We start from the raw sequence: 16,262 nt of genomic DNA, 5'->3' as shown, positions 1-16,262 counted from the left end.
AGGATAGCGACTTATTCATCCTGCGCTTTTTATTAATCATTATTCTACCGTTACGGTGCCTCCACCATTATAGCTATGATATTCGCCGTTATACATGGCATCGGCAGCTACCGGACCAATAACAAATTTACCACGGGATACCACCCTAACGAGATAATAGAAACTGCGCTCTGTACCGTCGGCTGTAGTATAGAAGTTAATTCTATCGTCTCGTATATCAAAGTGCTGAGGTGTTGACGCATTTTTTATCCAGGTCATATCACGGTCTTCATTCAGACGAGGATTTTCTATTTCAAAAGCCGCAGGTAGCATATCAGTTACTACTACGTTTTCAACAGGTGTAGTGCCACTGATACTTACTTTCACTACAACCAACTGGTTTTGCTTGAATTGATTAGCCGAAAGCGGTTGGCCTGTACGGCTAAAGAACTGCCTGCGTACTTTCAGGAAGTTATCTTCTTCTACATAACTTCCGGTAGCACTTAACCCTTCCTGTTGGGCAAAATAATAGAGAGCCCCTTTACCTTTGGCATTGATATTAACCGTTTTTCCGGCTAATCCTTTGTCTAAAGATAAATCGGTACCTGTGAAACTGGCCAGTTGCTTGTTATCAGCCATTAAGGTTGCTGTTACATTTGATTCTCCATTGCGTTTAGCAATTTTACCCAAAGCAAGGAAACTGAATACAGATTCCTGGGTTGACAGATAACGGCTGGTCTTTACTGCCTGAGACAATACTCTTGCCATTTTTGGAATCTGCAAATTCTGAGGGTCAGATTCTACCAAACTGTTTAATGAAATAGCCAGATTACGGATGGGTGAAGAGAAACTTCCTCCGGTTTCTTTGGCTGTGGTTTCTAACAGGTAATCTCTCGGAATCAGTTGTTTGGCACTACTTTCGTCGCCAATCTGAGCAAAGCTTGCGCCTAACATATAGCGGGTATCAATTGTCAGCAGATTCTCATTCGATTTATAATAATTCATCACAGGCTGATTTGCCTTACCAGCTAAAGCTAAGGTATAAAGCGAGTATATCATGCTACGTTTGGCAATGGTACGGGTATTATAGGTACCGTTCTCAACATAAATATATTCTAACTCCGTAGTTTCCTGCATAGATGTTTTGGTAGTCAGGTAATCTAACATCCGGTTAAGAATGTTTTCGTTTACTTCATAATCTGCTTTTTTGGCTTCAATCATGAAGTGCGTGGCAAAGATAGTACCCCACCAGCTTTCATAATCACTGCCCGGCCAATAGCTCAAGCCACCGCTGGCTAATTGCATACTCTCAATTTTACGGATAGCCGCTTGCACATTAAACTGTGGATTCCAGTCGTTATCTCCTTTCAAACCTATAGACTTCGATTTTTTAGCTATGGTTTTGGTAAAATCGGCAAAGTATAATTGTGGGAAAGCCTTAGACACCGTTTGCTCTATACACCCATGCGGATAGCCTAATAAATAATCTAACTCTTTGGCAAATTGTACCATAGGCGAGCGGCTCACCAACAAACTTGCCTGTGCTGTACCCGGCATATAATCGTTAGCCAGACTAACTGCGGCTGTTTTGCCTGCTAACACATCGCCGGAAAAAGAACTTTTCAGAAGCGAAGTACTTGGTCTGATAGTCAGGTCTATGGTTTCAGAAAATTTCTCTTTAAAGCCATTGACTGTTACAGCAATGCTCCCATTACCAATGGCCGGAGGGGCTTTGACAGTAAATAAGGTTCTGACCTCTTTGCCTGCCGGAATAGCAATAGACTGATTATTCTGGCTTTGTAAAGCCAAGCCACCCGTAAGATTTACCGAAGCATTTACAGAAGTACTGTTGTTGGTAGTATTAGTAATGGTAACCGGAATAATCACTTCGTCGTTAGGGCTTAAAAATCTTGGAGCACCTGTACTAATCACTATCGGGTCTTTTACCTTCATATTGGTATTAGCCGAGCCAAAAGCCTCATCATTATAGGCCACAGCCATAATCCTTAAATCACCCGAAAACTGCGGTATATCAAACTCAAACTGTGCTTCTCCACTCGAGTTAGTTTTCAGGATACCACTCCAGATAGCTACTAATTTAGTACGGCCATTGCTTAGCGGATTTACCCGTTTTTCCAGATTATACCCGTCGCCCCCGATACTGCTATTGCTTGACAACGATAACTCAGGAAACAGGAATTGGTATAAATCGTGGCTACTTACTTCTAATGCCTGTTTCTGATAGAAATAATTGTAAATATCAGGTGTTTTGAAATTCTTGATTTGCAGAATCCCTTCGTCTACTACGGCTACTGTCAGCTCTGTATTAGACTTACTTTTGATTGTAATTTTTTGTTTACGTTTAGAACGTGATTCTTTGGCAGCTACAATCTGCACAGGCAGCAAGTTGTCCGACTTTTCTACTTTCATAGGTGCAAACCCATGCGCTACGGTCAATGGCATATCTATTCCTTTCATCGGGCGAATCAAGGTAGCTGTTACATAGACATTCGGCAGCATATCTTCTGTAATTTTCACTTCAACTTCTGCCGATTTTTTATCCGTTTCCACATAAAAATGCTCTAATACTTTATTTCTTTCTACAGTAACCAGCATTTTTCCGGCAAAAGGCGTTTTCATCAGAATCTTGGCATTATCGCCTACCTGATACTTTTCCTTATCCATTTCCATCAATACCTGCCCCTCGTTACTTACCTCAAACGAACTGTTAGAGGTACTACCATAGCCATAAGCATAAAACCCTTGTGCAGCATAGCTTTCAGCACCTACGGTATAAATACGGATTTCGTATTCGCCGGATACTTGCGGAATAAATTTAATGTTAGCTTTACCACCCGAAAAATCTACTTCTTTGGTTTGGGCTAATTTCTCCTGACGCTTAGAATTATAGCGGATAACGCCATCTGTTTTTTCAACAACCGTCTGGTATTCTATGCGATAAATATCTACAGTAGCACGGGCTTTGTTCGGTATTTTACCTGCAGTATTTAAAGCTACTAACGGAATAGCCATGGGTACATGAGTACCTACATAATAATCAGGCAGGCTGATACCAAAAAATGTTTCCTGCGTAAATACATCAAACCGTTGCATACGATTAAGCGGGCGGCCTGTTTCGTCAAAAACGGTTACAAAAACTTTTCCTTCCAGCACGCCCATATCTTTATAAGTAGCCGGAATTTCAAAACTCTGTACCCCCACTCCATTCTCATTTGTTACGCCCTGCCGTAAATCGTTATTGAATTTTGTATCATTCTGTATATCAAAAGTATAGTTCTCAAAGCCTTTGGCTGTAAATACTTTTCTTTTCAGACTGAAATCCATTTCATAATTACGATTCGATGCCGGAGGACCAAAAAGATTAGTAGCGATGGCCTGTACAGAAATCGTTTCGCCCGAGCGATAAATTTCCTTTGCTGATAAATCTACCTTAATACGGTCGGGCATAAACTCCTCTACACTGATAGATTTTGAGGTTAACAGTACATCATTGCCATTATATACTTCTACCGAATAATTACCTGTAACAGCCGCACGGTCGAGCGGAACTGAAGTATCTACGGCTCCTTGTGCATTGGTATTTTTCAGAAACGATTTAAACTCCCTGCCATTGGGTAATAATAACTTGATTTTTAATGGAATATCCTCTGCCGAAGCCCATTTACTATCTCTTATAACTATATTAAAATGGATTGTTTCTCCCGGACGATAGATATCACGGTCGCCATACACAAAGGCATCATACCCACTTGCATTGGCTCGTTTACCGTCCACCTCAAACCGTGAAGTTTCTACCTGTGTATCTTCTAAGAGCATATAATTAAAATCATCGTCTGTGCGAACCGTAATCATAGCTACCTTGAAGTTCGGTGCTTTTTCCTGAAGTTTTTCAAAGATAACAACCCCTTTGGTATCTGTTTTGAGTGTCTCTATCACCTGATTATTCGAACTAATCAGGTTTACTTCTACATCTCCTAATGCCTGTGCATCAATTATTGAGTTCACAAAAACCATTACTTCATTGCCACTGTCAGACTTCTTGGCTATGATACCTATATCCGATACTGAAACTAATTTACTTGCATTGAAATAGTACTCATCGTTCGAATTCATATTCACTAAATACACGCCTCTCAGTTTGCTTTGGTCAGGCAATGGCATATTTAAAACTGAGGTGCCATGAATTTTCGGCAGGTTGCCTGTTTCAATAGTTCTGTCCATCAGCACATCGCTGTAAAATCCTTGTCCGTCATCACCATAAGTATAGCCATTAGGTGTACTACTTTCCCCGTCATAGTAGTAATCTTCGTAACGGTTATTACGCAGGTAGGCTAAGATATTATTTTCATAAACTTTCATCACTTTCACCTTTACTTTAGGAATATTCGTGATTCTTATCCCGATATTCCGGCTACCTTTTGACGATAGATACAAGCCTTTTTTATTGGTAAATTCAAGACTGGCAGGCATTTCGCCAAAGAACAGGTCTTTGGTATAATTTCCGTCTAATTTTGCACCTAATGTACCTCTCAGATTATCTTTAATTGTCAGCGTGTAAGCTTCGGTTGTGCTGAAAAATCCTTTAATAATAAAACCATTTTCGGTTACTTCGGTCTGGGTTTCTACCGCAGGTTCAATGGTATAAGCATCTTTCAGTTTATCATCTGCAATCTGTTGGGTAGTTATTATTTTTACAAATCCCTGATTACCTTCAAATCCTGTTTCAACATCAATTACTTTCACATCATAAGGTGAAGGTATTACTCCCTCTAAAGTATAGATTTGTTGCGTGCTTGCTCCCCCACCCGACATTTTTACGCCTTTCTCAATATTAGCTGTTAATGGTGTTTCATCTTTTGATGAAGGCGCATCATTCAAAGCCAGTACAATCTTGCTATCGTTACCTGTATTATTAACAATGAAATTCTTATCCGCATCTTCAACTTTGAGTTTTACTAAGCTATTCAATTCATTTTTTTGAACAGGATAGTTGAAATCAATCTTCACTTTGGCTGTTGGCTTGCCGTCAGCACCTTTCATCCAGTAGCTTTCTATTTTTTGAGGTTGCAGATAAGGGGTATGAAACTCTACGGTCTCATTGTCTAAAGTATAGTTTTTAGTGGCCGATTTATTCAGCAAAGGTTTGCTAAGCACAGCCTTGTAGGCTGTAGCAGGTTTAAAACCACTGCTTGGTGAAAAAACCAGTTCGTTTTTAGCTACCCATTTGAAAACACCCTCTACTTTTGGCTCAATTTTTACGTACTCTACGGCCTCCCAGTTATCTAAATCCTTTTCTCCTACCAGGTCTTTATTAAAAGTAAAAACGAGGTTTTGTGCCTGCTGAATTTCATCTTCGAAGTTTCGGGCAGAGATGCCTACTTCATTCAGTTTTGCGCAACTACTGATATAGACTGTTATACCGAATGTAAAAAAAGAAAGGACAAAAGTATTAATCAATCGTAATGACTTACGCTTGAAACTGAGCAGCGAAGATTTCATGGAAATGACGTTTTAATAGGTGTTTAACGGTACAATTAACGTAAGAAATTCGTGAAATTGTAGCCCAAAGCCAAAAATAATTAATTTATTTTATCGAGTGAAAAAACAGGAGTGTCCATTATTTATTTACCGGAATTTAACTTATATTTGTTTGACTAAAAAAATCTTTCAATGAAAAAAATATTCATTTTTGTTTTAATTAGTTTCTCTCTGAAAAGTTGTAATAATGAGCTGACACAATCTGAAATTCTGGAATTTTATTCAAAGCTAAACGACTCCGGTTTTAAGCCTCAACCTATTTATTTAAATCAGGAAGCCAACCCTGTCGAGTTTTTCTATGCCTTAAAAGAACAAAGAGAGCATTATGATGATTTATTAGAGAAGATGGATATTCTGTTTCCATTAGAGAATTTTCCGGAAGAAGAGCGAATAGAGGCAGACCAAAAATATAGAGTATTCGTTAAATCTCACCCTGATGATGCTTTTTTGCCAATTATCCGAAGCAGATATTCGAAATTTATATTGGTAAACTTTAGGTTATTAGAAACCGACAATTATGAGCAAATAAAGTTTTATACAAACGAACTTATTGAAGCCAAATCAGACAAGTATGAATTATTGATAGAAAGCCTGAAAAAGCTGAAAGGGAATATACCTGCTAATGAGTTTGAGCAGTTGCGGGCCTCTGCTATAAATTCTTTAACTGAACAGCAAGCAGACAAGGCAGACCAATTGATGAGATTAAGAAAAAAGGCAGAAGAATTACTGAAAATTTATAAAGAAAGTGGTAAACGACCTACAAGAGTCAGTGTATGGGCATTAGACAAAAATATACAAGAACTGGAAGAAAACGCTATTGCCTGTACTATTCAGAAAGTTACTACTATTTAGATTTTGCGCTTCAACTCAAAGTGCTGACCTAAATATACTTTTCTTACAAGTTCATCACCAGCAAGGTCTTCGGCTGTGCCTTGACGCAAAATTTTACCCTCAAAAAGCAGATAAGCTCTATCGGTGATAGACAGCGTTTCGTTTACGTTATGGTCGGTAATCAGAATACCAATATTACGTAGTTTGAGTTTAGCTACAATGCCTTGAATCTCTTCTACGGCAATGGGGTCAACTCCGGCAAATGGTTCATCTAATAAAATAAACTTTGGGTCAACTGCTAAAGCACGGGCAATTTCTGTACGACGACGCTCCCCACCCGAACACACAATTCCTTTGTTTTTCCGTACATGGGTCAAACTAAACTCTTCTAATAAATATTCTGTTTTTTCTTTTCGTTCAGCCTTATTCAAATGCGGTTTTGCCAATTCCAGAACACCTAAAATATTTTCTTCTACGGTTAATTGTCTGAAAATAGAAGGCTCTTGTGCCAGATAGCCAACGCCTAATTTGGCACGTTTGTACATAGGCAAAGAAGTAATGTCTAAATCATCAAGCCATACCTTACCGCTGTTAGGCTTTACCAAACCAGTAGCCATATAAAACGAAGTTGTCTTTCCGGCTCCGTTAGGTCCAAGAAGCCCCACAATCTCACCCTGTCCGACCTGATAACTTACATTATTATTAACTAAGCGTTGTCCGTATTTCTTAATAAGGTTTTCTGTTCGTAGAATCATTTCTTTCTATTATCCCCATTTCTTTTGCAAAACTAACGTCTTTTTCGCAGAAATCTTGTTAATATTTATTAAATGTCTGTGTTACTTAACAAAACTCATTTTAAGTGCATGGAGTTGAAGAAATAAAATTATTTTTGATGTACCTGTTTTATTTCTTATTATCAGTTTAACCTCATGCCTGCTTCTCTCTTACAATTAAAACAACTGGTTTTTAGCATTCATCCACTTTCTACTGATGAATGGGAAGATTTTGCCAAATTATGGAAGCCTTTTTCTGTCAAACGAAAAGAGATTATCACGGCAATGGGAGAGAAAGAAAAATATCTATACTTTGTATCAGAAGGCGTACAAAGGGTGTATTATTTTGATGAACAGAACCGGGAGGCAACGCTGGTATTTACTTACAATCCATCGTTCGGTGGTGTGCTTGATTCATTGTTATTACAAACCGAATCAAGGTATTTTTATGAAACCCTTACACCATCTGTTTTTCTAAGAGCCTCTTTCTCAGAATTACAATTGCTTATGCAAAACAAACCTGCTGTTGAAGTACTTATCCGACAAGGCATTACGCATGCACTATCAGGTTTATTAATACGGTTAGTAGAGTTACAATGTTATTCGGCAGAAGAAAGATTCCTGCAATTATTACAGCGTAGCCCTCATATTCTGCAATTAGTACCGCATAAATATCTGGCTAATTATCTGGGTATTGATGCAACCAATTTCAGCAAGTTCATCAATAAGATAAAAATTTAAGGTCATTCAGGTAATCTTGGTAAATACCAAGATTTTTGTCGGTCAGGGTCTCCAATTTTGTAGCATAATCTTTACTGGATAATCACATGAGCAAAATTGATAAAATACAACTGATAGAATGTCTGGAAAATGAAGTCGAAAAGCACTTACAGAAAGTCATACATATATTTCAGAATCTGAACGAGACGACTTTACTACAAATACCGGACAATGGTAGCTGGAGTATTGCCCAATGCTTTGAGCATCTTAATAGTTACGGGTGCTATTATCTGCCACAAATCAAAAATGCCTTAAATAAAAATACTGAGCACTCTTTGACTAACGTTTTTAAAGGCTCATGGCTGGGAAGCTATTTTACCAGAATGATGCTACCTTCCAATACAAAAAAATACAAGGCTTTTAAAAACCATATTCCGTCGGCCAACCTTAATGCCCATCAGGTATTGGCAACGTTTATTGAGCAACAAGAAACCTTATTAAGCTACTTAAAACAGGCACGGACTATTGACTTAGATAAAATACGTGTCCCGATTTCTATAGCTAAATGGGTAAGATTAAAATTAGGCGATGTATTTCAGTTTATGATTGCCCATGATGAAAGGCATATACAACAGGCCGAAAGAGTGCTGACAGGGATTAAGAATTTTGAAAAGATTTAGGCCCGCATGCCACGCCTATACTCTCATTAAAAAGGGCGTGGCATACTTAATTCTCGAAGAAAATTAAGCATAGTTTTCTGTACTTCGTAAAAATGCAAAATATTAAGCTTAATCATCATCTTCCTCTATCCATTCAAGAGGAATCAAATCAAAAAAAGTATCCTTGCCTAAATGTTGGCAGTACTTATCTGCCAGATACATCAAATCATCTGATTTTTCCAATATACCGGTTCCTCTACTAAACCAATTGGTAAATACTGGTCTTTTTACAGAAAAAATACGTTTCCTTTCATCAATAAGAGTAAAGAACATACCTTCAAAATATCTCTTCCATTTTTTTGTCTCACCATAGTACATTTCGTCTGCTTCTTCGGCAGTAAGGTTTTCTTCTTGTCCCGCCAATGAATTAAACTGTGAATGAAAGACAGTTAGCTGATTACCATTAACGAAAATAATAAAATCATTAAAAGCAGATAGTTCTCTTACGGCATCTTCAACTATTAATCTTTCTTCCTCTGTAATTTTTTTAGGGATTTTCTTTCTGATAATTACTCTCCCCTCTTCAGGCAACTCTACTACTTCAAAACCATTGGGTACTTCTTCAATCAGGTCAGTATAGCCTATTTTATTCTTTACAATATAATACCTCACTTTCCCTTTGGCAGTTTCTACTGCCCTGAAATAGTGGTCTTCATCTTTGCGATTTGTATATTTATAGGGTATCGACATTATTTATTTGGGTTAGATTAGATGAGTATATTTTGCTCTTTTAGGAACAAAAACAATCGTGATATGCCCTACTAATACTTAATATCTTTCAGCATCAATTGCAATGTAGTTTTATTATTAAACGTATTTTCTTCAAGCTGATAGGCAACTCTGAAATATTTCTGTTCTACGAGTTTACGATAATGTTCTTCTACCATACCGAAGCCTACTGCCGTAAAAACTGCGCCTGTTTGTTCCTCAAAAAGCTCAAGTTTCAGGTGCTTTTCTTTCATGACTCTTGGCGTATATTTCAGGGTAAGATTTTCTGTAACAAAAACAGGTTGCATATTTTCAGGCCCGAAAGGTGCCATCTGGTTGATAATACGGAAGAACTTAGGAGTTATATCAGCCAGCCTGACTTTTAAATCTATACTAATTACGGGTATTAATTGCTCTTCTGTAATATACTTTGATACGATTCTATCAAATTCCTGTTGAAACGGCCGGATATTATCTATAGTAAGCGTCATACCTGCTGCGTGCTTATGTCCACCGAATTGTTCTAACAGATGTGAGCATTCTTCAATGGCAGCATATAAATCAAAGCCTGATACAGACCTTGCTGAGCCTGCGGCCATTGTTTCCTTTGTTTTGGTAAAAATAATGGTTGGGCGATGATACTTCTCAATACATCTGCTGGCTACTATGCCTATTACCCCTTTATGCCAGTCTTCTCTGTAAAGTACTGTACTCTTGGCATTGTTTACTAACCAGTCATCTTTTTCTATCATAGACAGTGCCTCTTCTGTCATACGGGTATCGTGTCCACGGCGTTCTACATTGTGCTTCTGAATTTCATGGGCAAAGGCTAAGGCTTCATCGAAATTATCAGACAACAGCAGTTTTACAGCAGCTTTAGCGTGTTTGATACGTCCGGCAGCATTGATACGTGGCCCTAAAATAAATACTACATTCTCAATAGTCATATTGCTTGTAAAACCTGCTACCTCTTTCAGTGCCTTTAATCCGATTCGTGGATTTTCATTGAGTTTTTTTAAACCATAATAAGCCAGCACTCTGTTTTCGCCGGTAATAGGCACAATATCAGCAGCAATACTTACTACACACAGGTCAATAAATTCATAGAGTTTTTCTAAGGGAATACTATTTTTTAAACAATACGCTTGCAGAAGTTTAAATCCTACCCCATTACCTGTCAGTTCTTTATAAGGATACGCACAGTCTTTACGCTTAGGGTCGAGTACAGCTATTGCTTCGGGCAGATGGTCGTCAGGCTCATGGTGGTCGCACACAATAAAGTCAATCTGATACTGCTCTTTGGCTATTTTTACTTTATCCTGTGCTTTAATACCGCAATCTAAACAAATAATCAACGATACGCCTTGTTCGGCAGCCCATTCAATGCCCTGCAACGAAACACCATAGCCCTCTGTATAACGGTCGGGGTTATAATATTCAAGATTCGTATAAAAAGTCGATAAAAACCCATACAATAAAGCTACTGCCGTAGTACCATCTACATCATAATCACCATAAATCAAGATTTTCTGATTCTGACTGATAGCTTCATTCAAGCGTTCAACAGCCTTAGCCATATCAGCCATCAGAAATGGGTCGTGCAGGTGTTGTAATTGCGGACGAAAGAAATTTTTTGCCTGTTCAAAATCATAGATACCTCTTTGTACCAGCATACTTGCAAGGGTATCTTCTACACTCAACTCTTTAGCTAATGAATTAACTATCTCACGGTCAGGAACAGGTTTGTATGACCACCTCTTTTCAGCCATTTTTCTCTTGTTATTCGTCCTATTAAGGCACGAAATTATAATGTTTTTACTAATTCTTTTTGTTGGGCTGTCAGCCTGAAACGCTCTCCGTAGGTATCAGCCAATCGGTCAGCTTCTTTCAGGAATACATCTTTTCCTACAAAATCAGGAAAATTAAGTGTGCCTCCTGCATAAGCCGGAAAACCCCAGGCCAGTATAGAACCGATATTGGCATCTAACTTAGTAATCAGTACACCCTCATCCATACAACGGATAGCCTCCACTACCTGACGATACAATAAACGTTTCTTTACTTCGGCAATATCCGGTTGGTTTTCTGCCACCGGAAAATGTTTGGCAAGCCCTTCCCAAAGGTATTTTTTACCATCGGCAGGGTATTCATAAAAGCCTTTTTTGTTCTTTTTACCTAATCTATCCAAATCTTCTACCATCATTCTCGTTACCTGATACGTCGCATCATCTTCTTCTAAAACCCCATCATTAATGGCTTGTTTAGATATTTTCAGAGCTAAATCTAAGGCCACTTCGTCTGATACAGCCAGCGCACCCACAGGCATACCTGCGTTTTTGCCTGCATTTTCAATCAGTATCGGGTCAACACCATCTTTCAAAAGAGCAATCCCTTCTGATGTATAAGTACCAAAACAACGGGAAGTATAAAACCCTCTTGAATCGTTGACAACAATAGGTGTTTTTCTGATTTTCTTCACATAATCTACGGCCATCGCAACAGCGTAGTCAGAAGTTTCTTTGCCACGAATCAATTCCACCAGCATCATTTTATCCACAGGCGAAAAGAAATGAATCCCAATAAAGTTTTTGGGGTTTGCCGACGCTTTTGCCAGACCTGAGATTGGAAGTGTAGAGGTATTAGAACCAAATACGCCACCCTCTACCAACATGAGTTCGGCTTCTTTGGTAACGGTTGCTTTCAGTTCACGGTTTTCAAAAACTGCTTCAATAATCAAATCACAGCCTTTTAAATCTTCTGCCTTATCGGTTGGGTGAATCAAACTCAATAATTGTTCTCCTTTTTCAGCAGTTGTTTTTCCTTTCTCTATCCCTTTTTTTATCAATGTCCTCGAATAATCTTTCCCTTTTTCAGCACCCTCAAGACTCACATCTTTCAATATCACCTTAATCCCTGCCATAGCCGATACATAAGCAATACCCGAACCCATGAATCCGGCTCCTAAAATACCTAATTTCTTTACTTCAGTTTTAGGTACATCTTTCGGACGACTTGCCCCCTTGTCTGCTTCATTCTTGCCCAGAAACATCACGCCTATCAGGTTTTTGGCTTCTTTTGAGGTAGCTACTTTTACAAAGTGCCTTACTTCAACAGCTATCGCCCTATCCATGTTTACCTGCAAGCCTTCATACACACACGACAAAATTTCAATAGGTGCCGGATAATTACCTTTGGTTTTATCCATAATCATGGCTGTACCACCTGCAAAAGCACGTGCACCTGTTGGCGACTGCACATTACCACCGGGTACTTTATAGTTTTCACGTGCTTTTACTGCTCCGGTTTTCTTATCAATCTCGTCCCAGGGTTGTATCGCATTCGGGTTAGCCAATATCCATTTCATGGCTTTTTCCATCAATTCTTCTCTGCTGTCAGCTAAATCGTTTACCATGCCAAGTGTATGTGCTTCTTTCGGGCTTACACGTTTACCCTCTACCATCAGCATCAGGGCTTGCTCTATGCCTATAATACGTGGCAGGCGTTGGGTACCACCCCCACCCGGCAATAAGCCTAATTGTACTTCCGGTAAACCAATTTGTGCTTTCGGATTATTCAAAGCAATGCGGTAATGGCACGAAAGACATACCTCATAACCTCCACCCAAAGCAGTGCCATTCATCGCTGCTACTACAGGCTTGCCACAGGTTTCGAGCCTGCGGAAAATATTATTAAACTCAAGTGAAAATTTATAGGTTTCAGCGGGGTCTTTATCGTTGTTTTTTAAAAGCATTTTCACATCTGCCCCTGCAATAAATTCATTTTTTTCAGAGGTAATTATAATTCCTTTTACCTCCGGATTGGCGTAGGCACTCTGCAGGTGTGATTCAAATTCAGGAATAGAAATATCATTCAATACATTCATGGGCGAGGTGGTCATGTTCCAACTGATAATCGCCACATTGTTTTCAATTTTGTAATTAATTTCCATTTTTAGGGTTGAATTATATGCTTTGTAATTAAATCTGCTTTTGCTAAATCTTTTGCTCGTCCAAAAAGCCTGAATATCCTTTCTTGTTCTTTCAAAACAGGTACTCTTGCAGATGACTGATTTATTTCTACCTCAAAATATTCTTCAATCTGTAGTTTTTGCCATTCTCCTTTATGAAATACCTCTAAATCACCCATTACTTCTACCAGTACTATATTCCACCGGAATCTCCCGAAATTAGAACGAAACTTATCCGAATCTTTAGGTGTGTATGCTTCTACCTTATGGAGTTGCCAGTGCTCTTTTAAAAAGTCAGCATCACGATGTGATGTCAGTAAATCAATATCATCTGTTGCTTCTAAAGGAATCCCTGCTAAAACCAAAGCTGAACTGCCAATAATATAGAACGGGTCTTGTAGTTTGCACAAATCATCCCATAAAAAAGCAATGGCATTTTCTATTTTTTCTTTTGTAGGCATTATTGAATAAAGTATGCAAGCATACTGTTAGGCAAAGATAGAAAATTATGTGTAAGGTATTTTGCAGAATAGTATAAATTTTAACCGGAGAACAGTTTTGTTATATGAATCTATTAGTGATGACTTTTCGGCCACTACGTACCCGAGTTTATCACGGGGTTTCACTGTTACTATCTGTTCTGCTATACTAATAAAGTAACCAATAAAGCTAAAATAGCGGGTACTGCCTGTACTACAAATATTCTTTTGCTTGCCGAAATAGCTCCGTAAACACCTGCTACTATTACGCAACCTAAGAAAAAGCAGGCAATATTTTTACTCCATACAGCATCTGTAATAAACAAAGACCATAGTAAACCTGCCGATAAGAACCCATTATATAGACCCTGATTGGCTGCTAAAGCAACTGTTTTGGGAAACAAATCTTTTGGGAAATTTTTGAATACCTTAGGAGCTTTGGTTGTCCAGGCAAACATTTCAAGATACAAAATATAGAGATGCTCAAGGGCTACTACACTAACCAGAACTTTAGAGAATATTTCCATGTGCTTTGTGTTATAGGTTATTGTGTACAAGATAGCTAATTTAACTGATTATTTTTTGAAATGTCAGCACAGTTTTCAAAGGATTTACCTCTAAACTTGCTATTCTTCCACAAGGAATTGCCCAGTTGGCTCTGTCATGTCCTGTCGGGAACCCATAGCATACCGGATAGTTATATTCGGCTACATGTTCAGCAACAATTTCGTAGGCTGTTTTTCCAAAAGGCTCGTCATTCTCTTTGCTATCAGTAAACGAACCTACTATTAATCCATTCAGGTTTTTCAGTTTTCCTGCTCTTTTCAACTGAATCATCATTCGGTCGATATTATATAAATATTCGCTTATATCTTCCATAAACAGGATTTTCCCATCCCAACTAATATCCGACGGAGAACCCACCAAATGAGCCAATAAACACAAATTCCCTCCGGTTATCTGTCCTTCTGCCCAACCACTTCTATCTGATTTATCCGGTTTTATTTCATAACTCATGCCTGTACCAAACAAAAAAGGCTCGATGGTCCTGAGCGAATAATCATCTTTCATAAAAGTCTTTGGCATAGGTGCATGCAGGCTCTGAAAGCCTAACGATTGAACATGACTATGTACAGCCGTAATATCAGAGAAACCGATAATCCATTTAGGATGTTGTTGGAAAGTTGTAAAATCTATCCGGTCAATTATGCGTGAACTTCCGTAGCCGCCACGTGCTGAAAAAATTGCTTTGACAGAGGTATCATCAAGCATCTGCTGAAAATCTCGGGTACGTACCTCGTCAGTTCCTGCAAAACCATAATAACTGGCACTGACTGATTCACCAACTATCACCTCTACTCCCCAATTTTTTCTCATCAACTGTATAGCAGGTTGAATATCATCAGGGTTCAGTTTACTGGCCATAGCCACTATGGCTACTTTGTCGCCTTCCTGTAATTTTGGCGGAGCAATTAATGATTTCAATGCTGATTGTTTATTTAATAATTCAGGTTGGCAGGTCTATAATTACCTACTTTTTTTAAATCTAATATATAAATTTCCTCTCCGTCTTCCTCAACCATCGGTGTGAATTTTGCACCCCAGACAAGCTCTTCAGCCTTATAGGAGTGCCGAACATGAATAGCATCTGCAAAGGTATCATCAACGCCTTGAATAGCTATCATAAATTCTGCATCACTGGCTGCTAATGATTCAGGTGTTTCATTATACAAAGGACTATCTTCTGTCAATGGATGAACAATTGTCCAGTCGGTCGGAAAAAAATTGACTTTTGCTCTTTCGAGAGACAAGCCGTAATATCTTCTGGTTGGCAAGCCATTTCTTTCTTCAATCTTTGAAAAAACCAGACTTACTTCCATATTAATCAATTGGTTACTTCTTTCATTGACCATTCTGAACATGAGTGCGTTGATATTCAGGTACGGTGCAATCAGCGCGTTATCACTAAATAAAATACGAGGATTCGGTCGTGAAAAACGGCCATATAATAAGCCGGTAACGATCGCAAACATCATAAGTCCCACCAATGATTCAATACTTGATACCCAACTGGCTGCAAAACCATCGGGTGAGATACGACCATAACCTACTGTGGTAAGTGATTGGGCACTAAAAAAGAAAGCATCCCAGAATTGTGAGTGTGTGCTTGTCATATTCACACCAATCAGGTGTTCTACGCCTATCAAATAATACGTAATGGCAAAAATAAAATTGAGAAGGAGATAAACTAATAATACTATAAGGAAAAAAATTTTCCAGGGCATTATGATAAACCGATTATAGATATTTAACCAGGCTTCGAATGATTGCCCTTTACGCTTGACATTGAACTGCCCGTCTTGTTTCAGAAGTCTTTTGCGTCGGTCGGTTAATTTGGTACCAAATCCTAAATCCTGACGATTACGCTCATTTTCGACAAGTAGGTTTTTCTTGCTCATAGTATTCTGAACATTTTTTAGGGTAATTGTTAATTGTTTGTAGCAAATTAACAAATAAGTACCTATAA

General features: G+C 38.5%; 12 protein-coding genes. 3 read left to right on the top strand and 9 right to left on the bottom strand.

Going from position 1 to position 16,262, the window contains the following annotated elements:
- Positions 1-39: 39 nt before the first annotated feature.
- A complete protein-coding gene (locus EWM59_RS20820) occupies positions 40-5,499 on the bottom strand; it encodes an alpha-2-macroglobulin family protein (RefSeq protein ID WP_130023184.1) in 5,460 nt (1,819 codons plus the stop codon).
- Between the two features lie 171 nt (positions 5,500-5,670).
- On the opposite strand from EWM59_RS20820, the gene EWM59_RS20815 reads away from it, so the two are divergent.
- Positions 5,671-6,390, top strand: coding sequence for a hypothetical protein (locus tag EWM59_RS20815; protein WP_130023183.1), 720 nt, complete (start codon positions 5,671-5,673; stop codon positions 6,388-6,390).
- Here EWM59_RS20815 and lptB read toward each other — a convergent pair.
- The gene (gene lptB, locus EWM59_RS20810; RefSeq protein WP_130023182.1) at positions 6,387-7,124 is read right to left on the bottom strand and encodes an LPS export ABC transporter ATP-binding protein; all 738 of its coding nucleotides are present in this window, start codon (positions 7,122-7,124) and stop codon (positions 6,387-6,389) included. The two genes, EWM59_RS20815 and lptB, sit on opposite strands and share 4 nt — an antisense overlap.
- Before the next feature lie 174 nt (positions 7,125-7,298).
- Between lptB and EWM59_RS20805 the strand changes: the two genes are divergently transcribed.
- Together EWM59_RS20805 and EWM59_RS20800 are read left to right on the top strand one after the other, a co-directional pair.
- Positions 7,299-7,883, top strand: a complete 585-nt coding sequence (locus EWM59_RS20805; protein WP_130023181.1) for a Crp/Fnr family transcriptional regulator — start codon at positions 7,299-7,301, stop codon at positions 7,881-7,883.
- An 86-nt stretch (positions 7,884-7,969) separates the two neighbouring features.
- Positions 7,970-8,542 (top strand): DinB family protein, encoded by a 573-nt coding sequence (locus EWM59_RS20800; RefSeq protein ID WP_130023180.1) that lies wholly within the window; start codon positions 7,970-7,972, stop codon positions 8,540-8,542.
- 108 nt (positions 8,543-8,650) lie between these two features.
- Here the strand turns inward: EWM59_RS20800 and EWM59_RS20795 are convergent, their stop codons facing one another.
- The 7 genes from EWM59_RS20795 to EWM59_RS20765 all read right to left on the bottom strand — a co-directional run bounded on the left by EWM59_RS20795 (position 8,651) and on the right by EWM59_RS20765 (position 16,194).
- Entirely contained in the window at positions 8,651-9,271 is a 621-nt protein-coding gene (locus EWM59_RS20795) for a hypothetical protein (RefSeq protein ID WP_130023179.1), read from the bottom strand.
- A 71-nt stretch (positions 9,272-9,342) separates the two neighbouring features.
- Positions 9,343-11,058 (bottom strand): single-stranded-DNA-specific exonuclease RecJ, encoded by a 1,716-nt coding sequence (gene recJ, locus EWM59_RS20790; RefSeq protein WP_130023178.1) that lies wholly within the window; start codon positions 11,056-11,058, stop codon positions 9,343-9,345.
- A gap of 35 nt (positions 11,059-11,093) precedes the next feature.
- Complete coding sequence (locus EWM59_RS20785; protein ID WP_130023177.1) at positions 11,094-13,238, bottom strand: 3-hydroxyacyl-CoA dehydrogenase NAD-binding domain-containing protein; 2,145 nt, start codon at positions 13,236-13,238, stop codon at positions 11,094-11,096.
- Positions 13,239-13,240: 2 nt separating this feature from the next.
- Positions 13,241-13,717 carry a nucleotidyltransferase family protein gene (locus EWM59_RS20780; RefSeq protein WP_130023176.1) on the bottom strand — a complete coding sequence of 159 codons (477 nt, stop codon included), beginning with the start codon at positions 13,715-13,717 and terminating at the stop codon, positions 13,241-13,243.
- A 182-nt stretch (positions 13,718-13,899) separates the two neighbouring features.
- Positions 13,900-14,262, bottom strand: coding sequence for a DUF1304 domain-containing protein (locus tag EWM59_RS20775; RefSeq protein WP_130023175.1), 363 nt, complete (start codon positions 14,260-14,262; stop codon positions 13,900-13,902).
- 40 nt (positions 14,263-14,302) lie between these two features.
- Positions 14,303-15,220 (bottom strand): S66 peptidase family protein, encoded by a 918-nt coding sequence (locus EWM59_RS20770; protein ID WP_130023174.1) that lies wholly within the window; start codon positions 15,218-15,220, stop codon positions 14,303-14,305.
- Between the two features lie 14 nt (positions 15,221-15,234).
- A complete protein-coding gene (locus EWM59_RS20765; protein WP_130023173.1) occupies positions 15,235-16,194 on the bottom strand; it encodes an ion channel in 960 nt (319 codons plus the stop codon).
- Between the last annotated feature and the right edge of the window lie 68 nt (positions 16,195-16,262).

This window comes from Emticicia agri (assembly GCF_004168285.1).
In the GTDB taxonomy this organism is placed as follows: domain Bacteria; phylum Bacteroidota; class Bacteroidia; order Cytophagales; family Spirosomataceae; genus Emticicia; species Emticicia agri.
This window is presented reverse-complemented; position numbering and strand designations above follow the sequence as displayed.

Bases quoted from the DNA above. Each gene is read 5' to 3' on its own strand.
- EWM59_RS20820 (WP_130023184.1), bottom strand. From the start codon at position 5,499: ATGAAATCTTCGCTGCTCAGTTTCAAGCGTAAGTCATTACGATTGATT.
- EWM59_RS20815 (WP_130023183.1), top strand. From the start codon at position 5,671: ATGAAAAAAATATTCATTTTTGTTTTAATTAGTTTCTCTCTGAAAAGT.
- lptB (WP_130023182.1), bottom strand. From the start codon at position 7,124: ATGATTCTACGAACAGAAAACCTTATTAAGAAATACGGACAACGCTTA.
- EWM59_RS20805 (WP_130023181.1), top strand. From the start codon at position 7,299: ATGCCTGCTTCTCTCTTACAATTAAAACAACTGGTTTTTAGCATTCAT.
- EWM59_RS20800 (WP_130023180.1), top strand. From the start codon at position 7,970: ATGAGCAAAATTGATAAAATACAACTGATAGAATGTCTGGAAAATGAA.
- EWM59_RS20795 (WP_130023179.1), bottom strand. From the start codon at position 9,271: ATGTCGATACCCTATAAATATACAAATCGCAAAGATGAAGACCACTAT.
- recJ (WP_130023178.1), bottom strand. From the start codon at position 11,058: ATGGCTGAAAAGAGGTGGTCATACAAACCTGTTCCTGACCGTGAGATA.
- EWM59_RS20785 (WP_130023177.1), bottom strand. From the start codon at position 13,238: ATGGAAATTAATTACAAAATTGAAAACAATGTGGCGATTATCAGTTGG.
- EWM59_RS20780 (WP_130023176.1), bottom strand. From the start codon at position 13,717: ATGCCTACAAAAGAAAAAATAGAAAATGCCATTGCTTTTTTATGGGAT.
- EWM59_RS20775 (WP_130023175.1), bottom strand. From the start codon at position 14,262: ATGGAAATATTCTCTAAAGTTCTGGTTAGTGTAGTAGCCCTTGAGCAT.
- EWM59_RS20765 (WP_130023173.1), bottom strand. From the start codon at position 16,194: ATGAGCAAGAAAAACCTACTTGTCGAAAATGAGCGTAATCGTCAGGAT.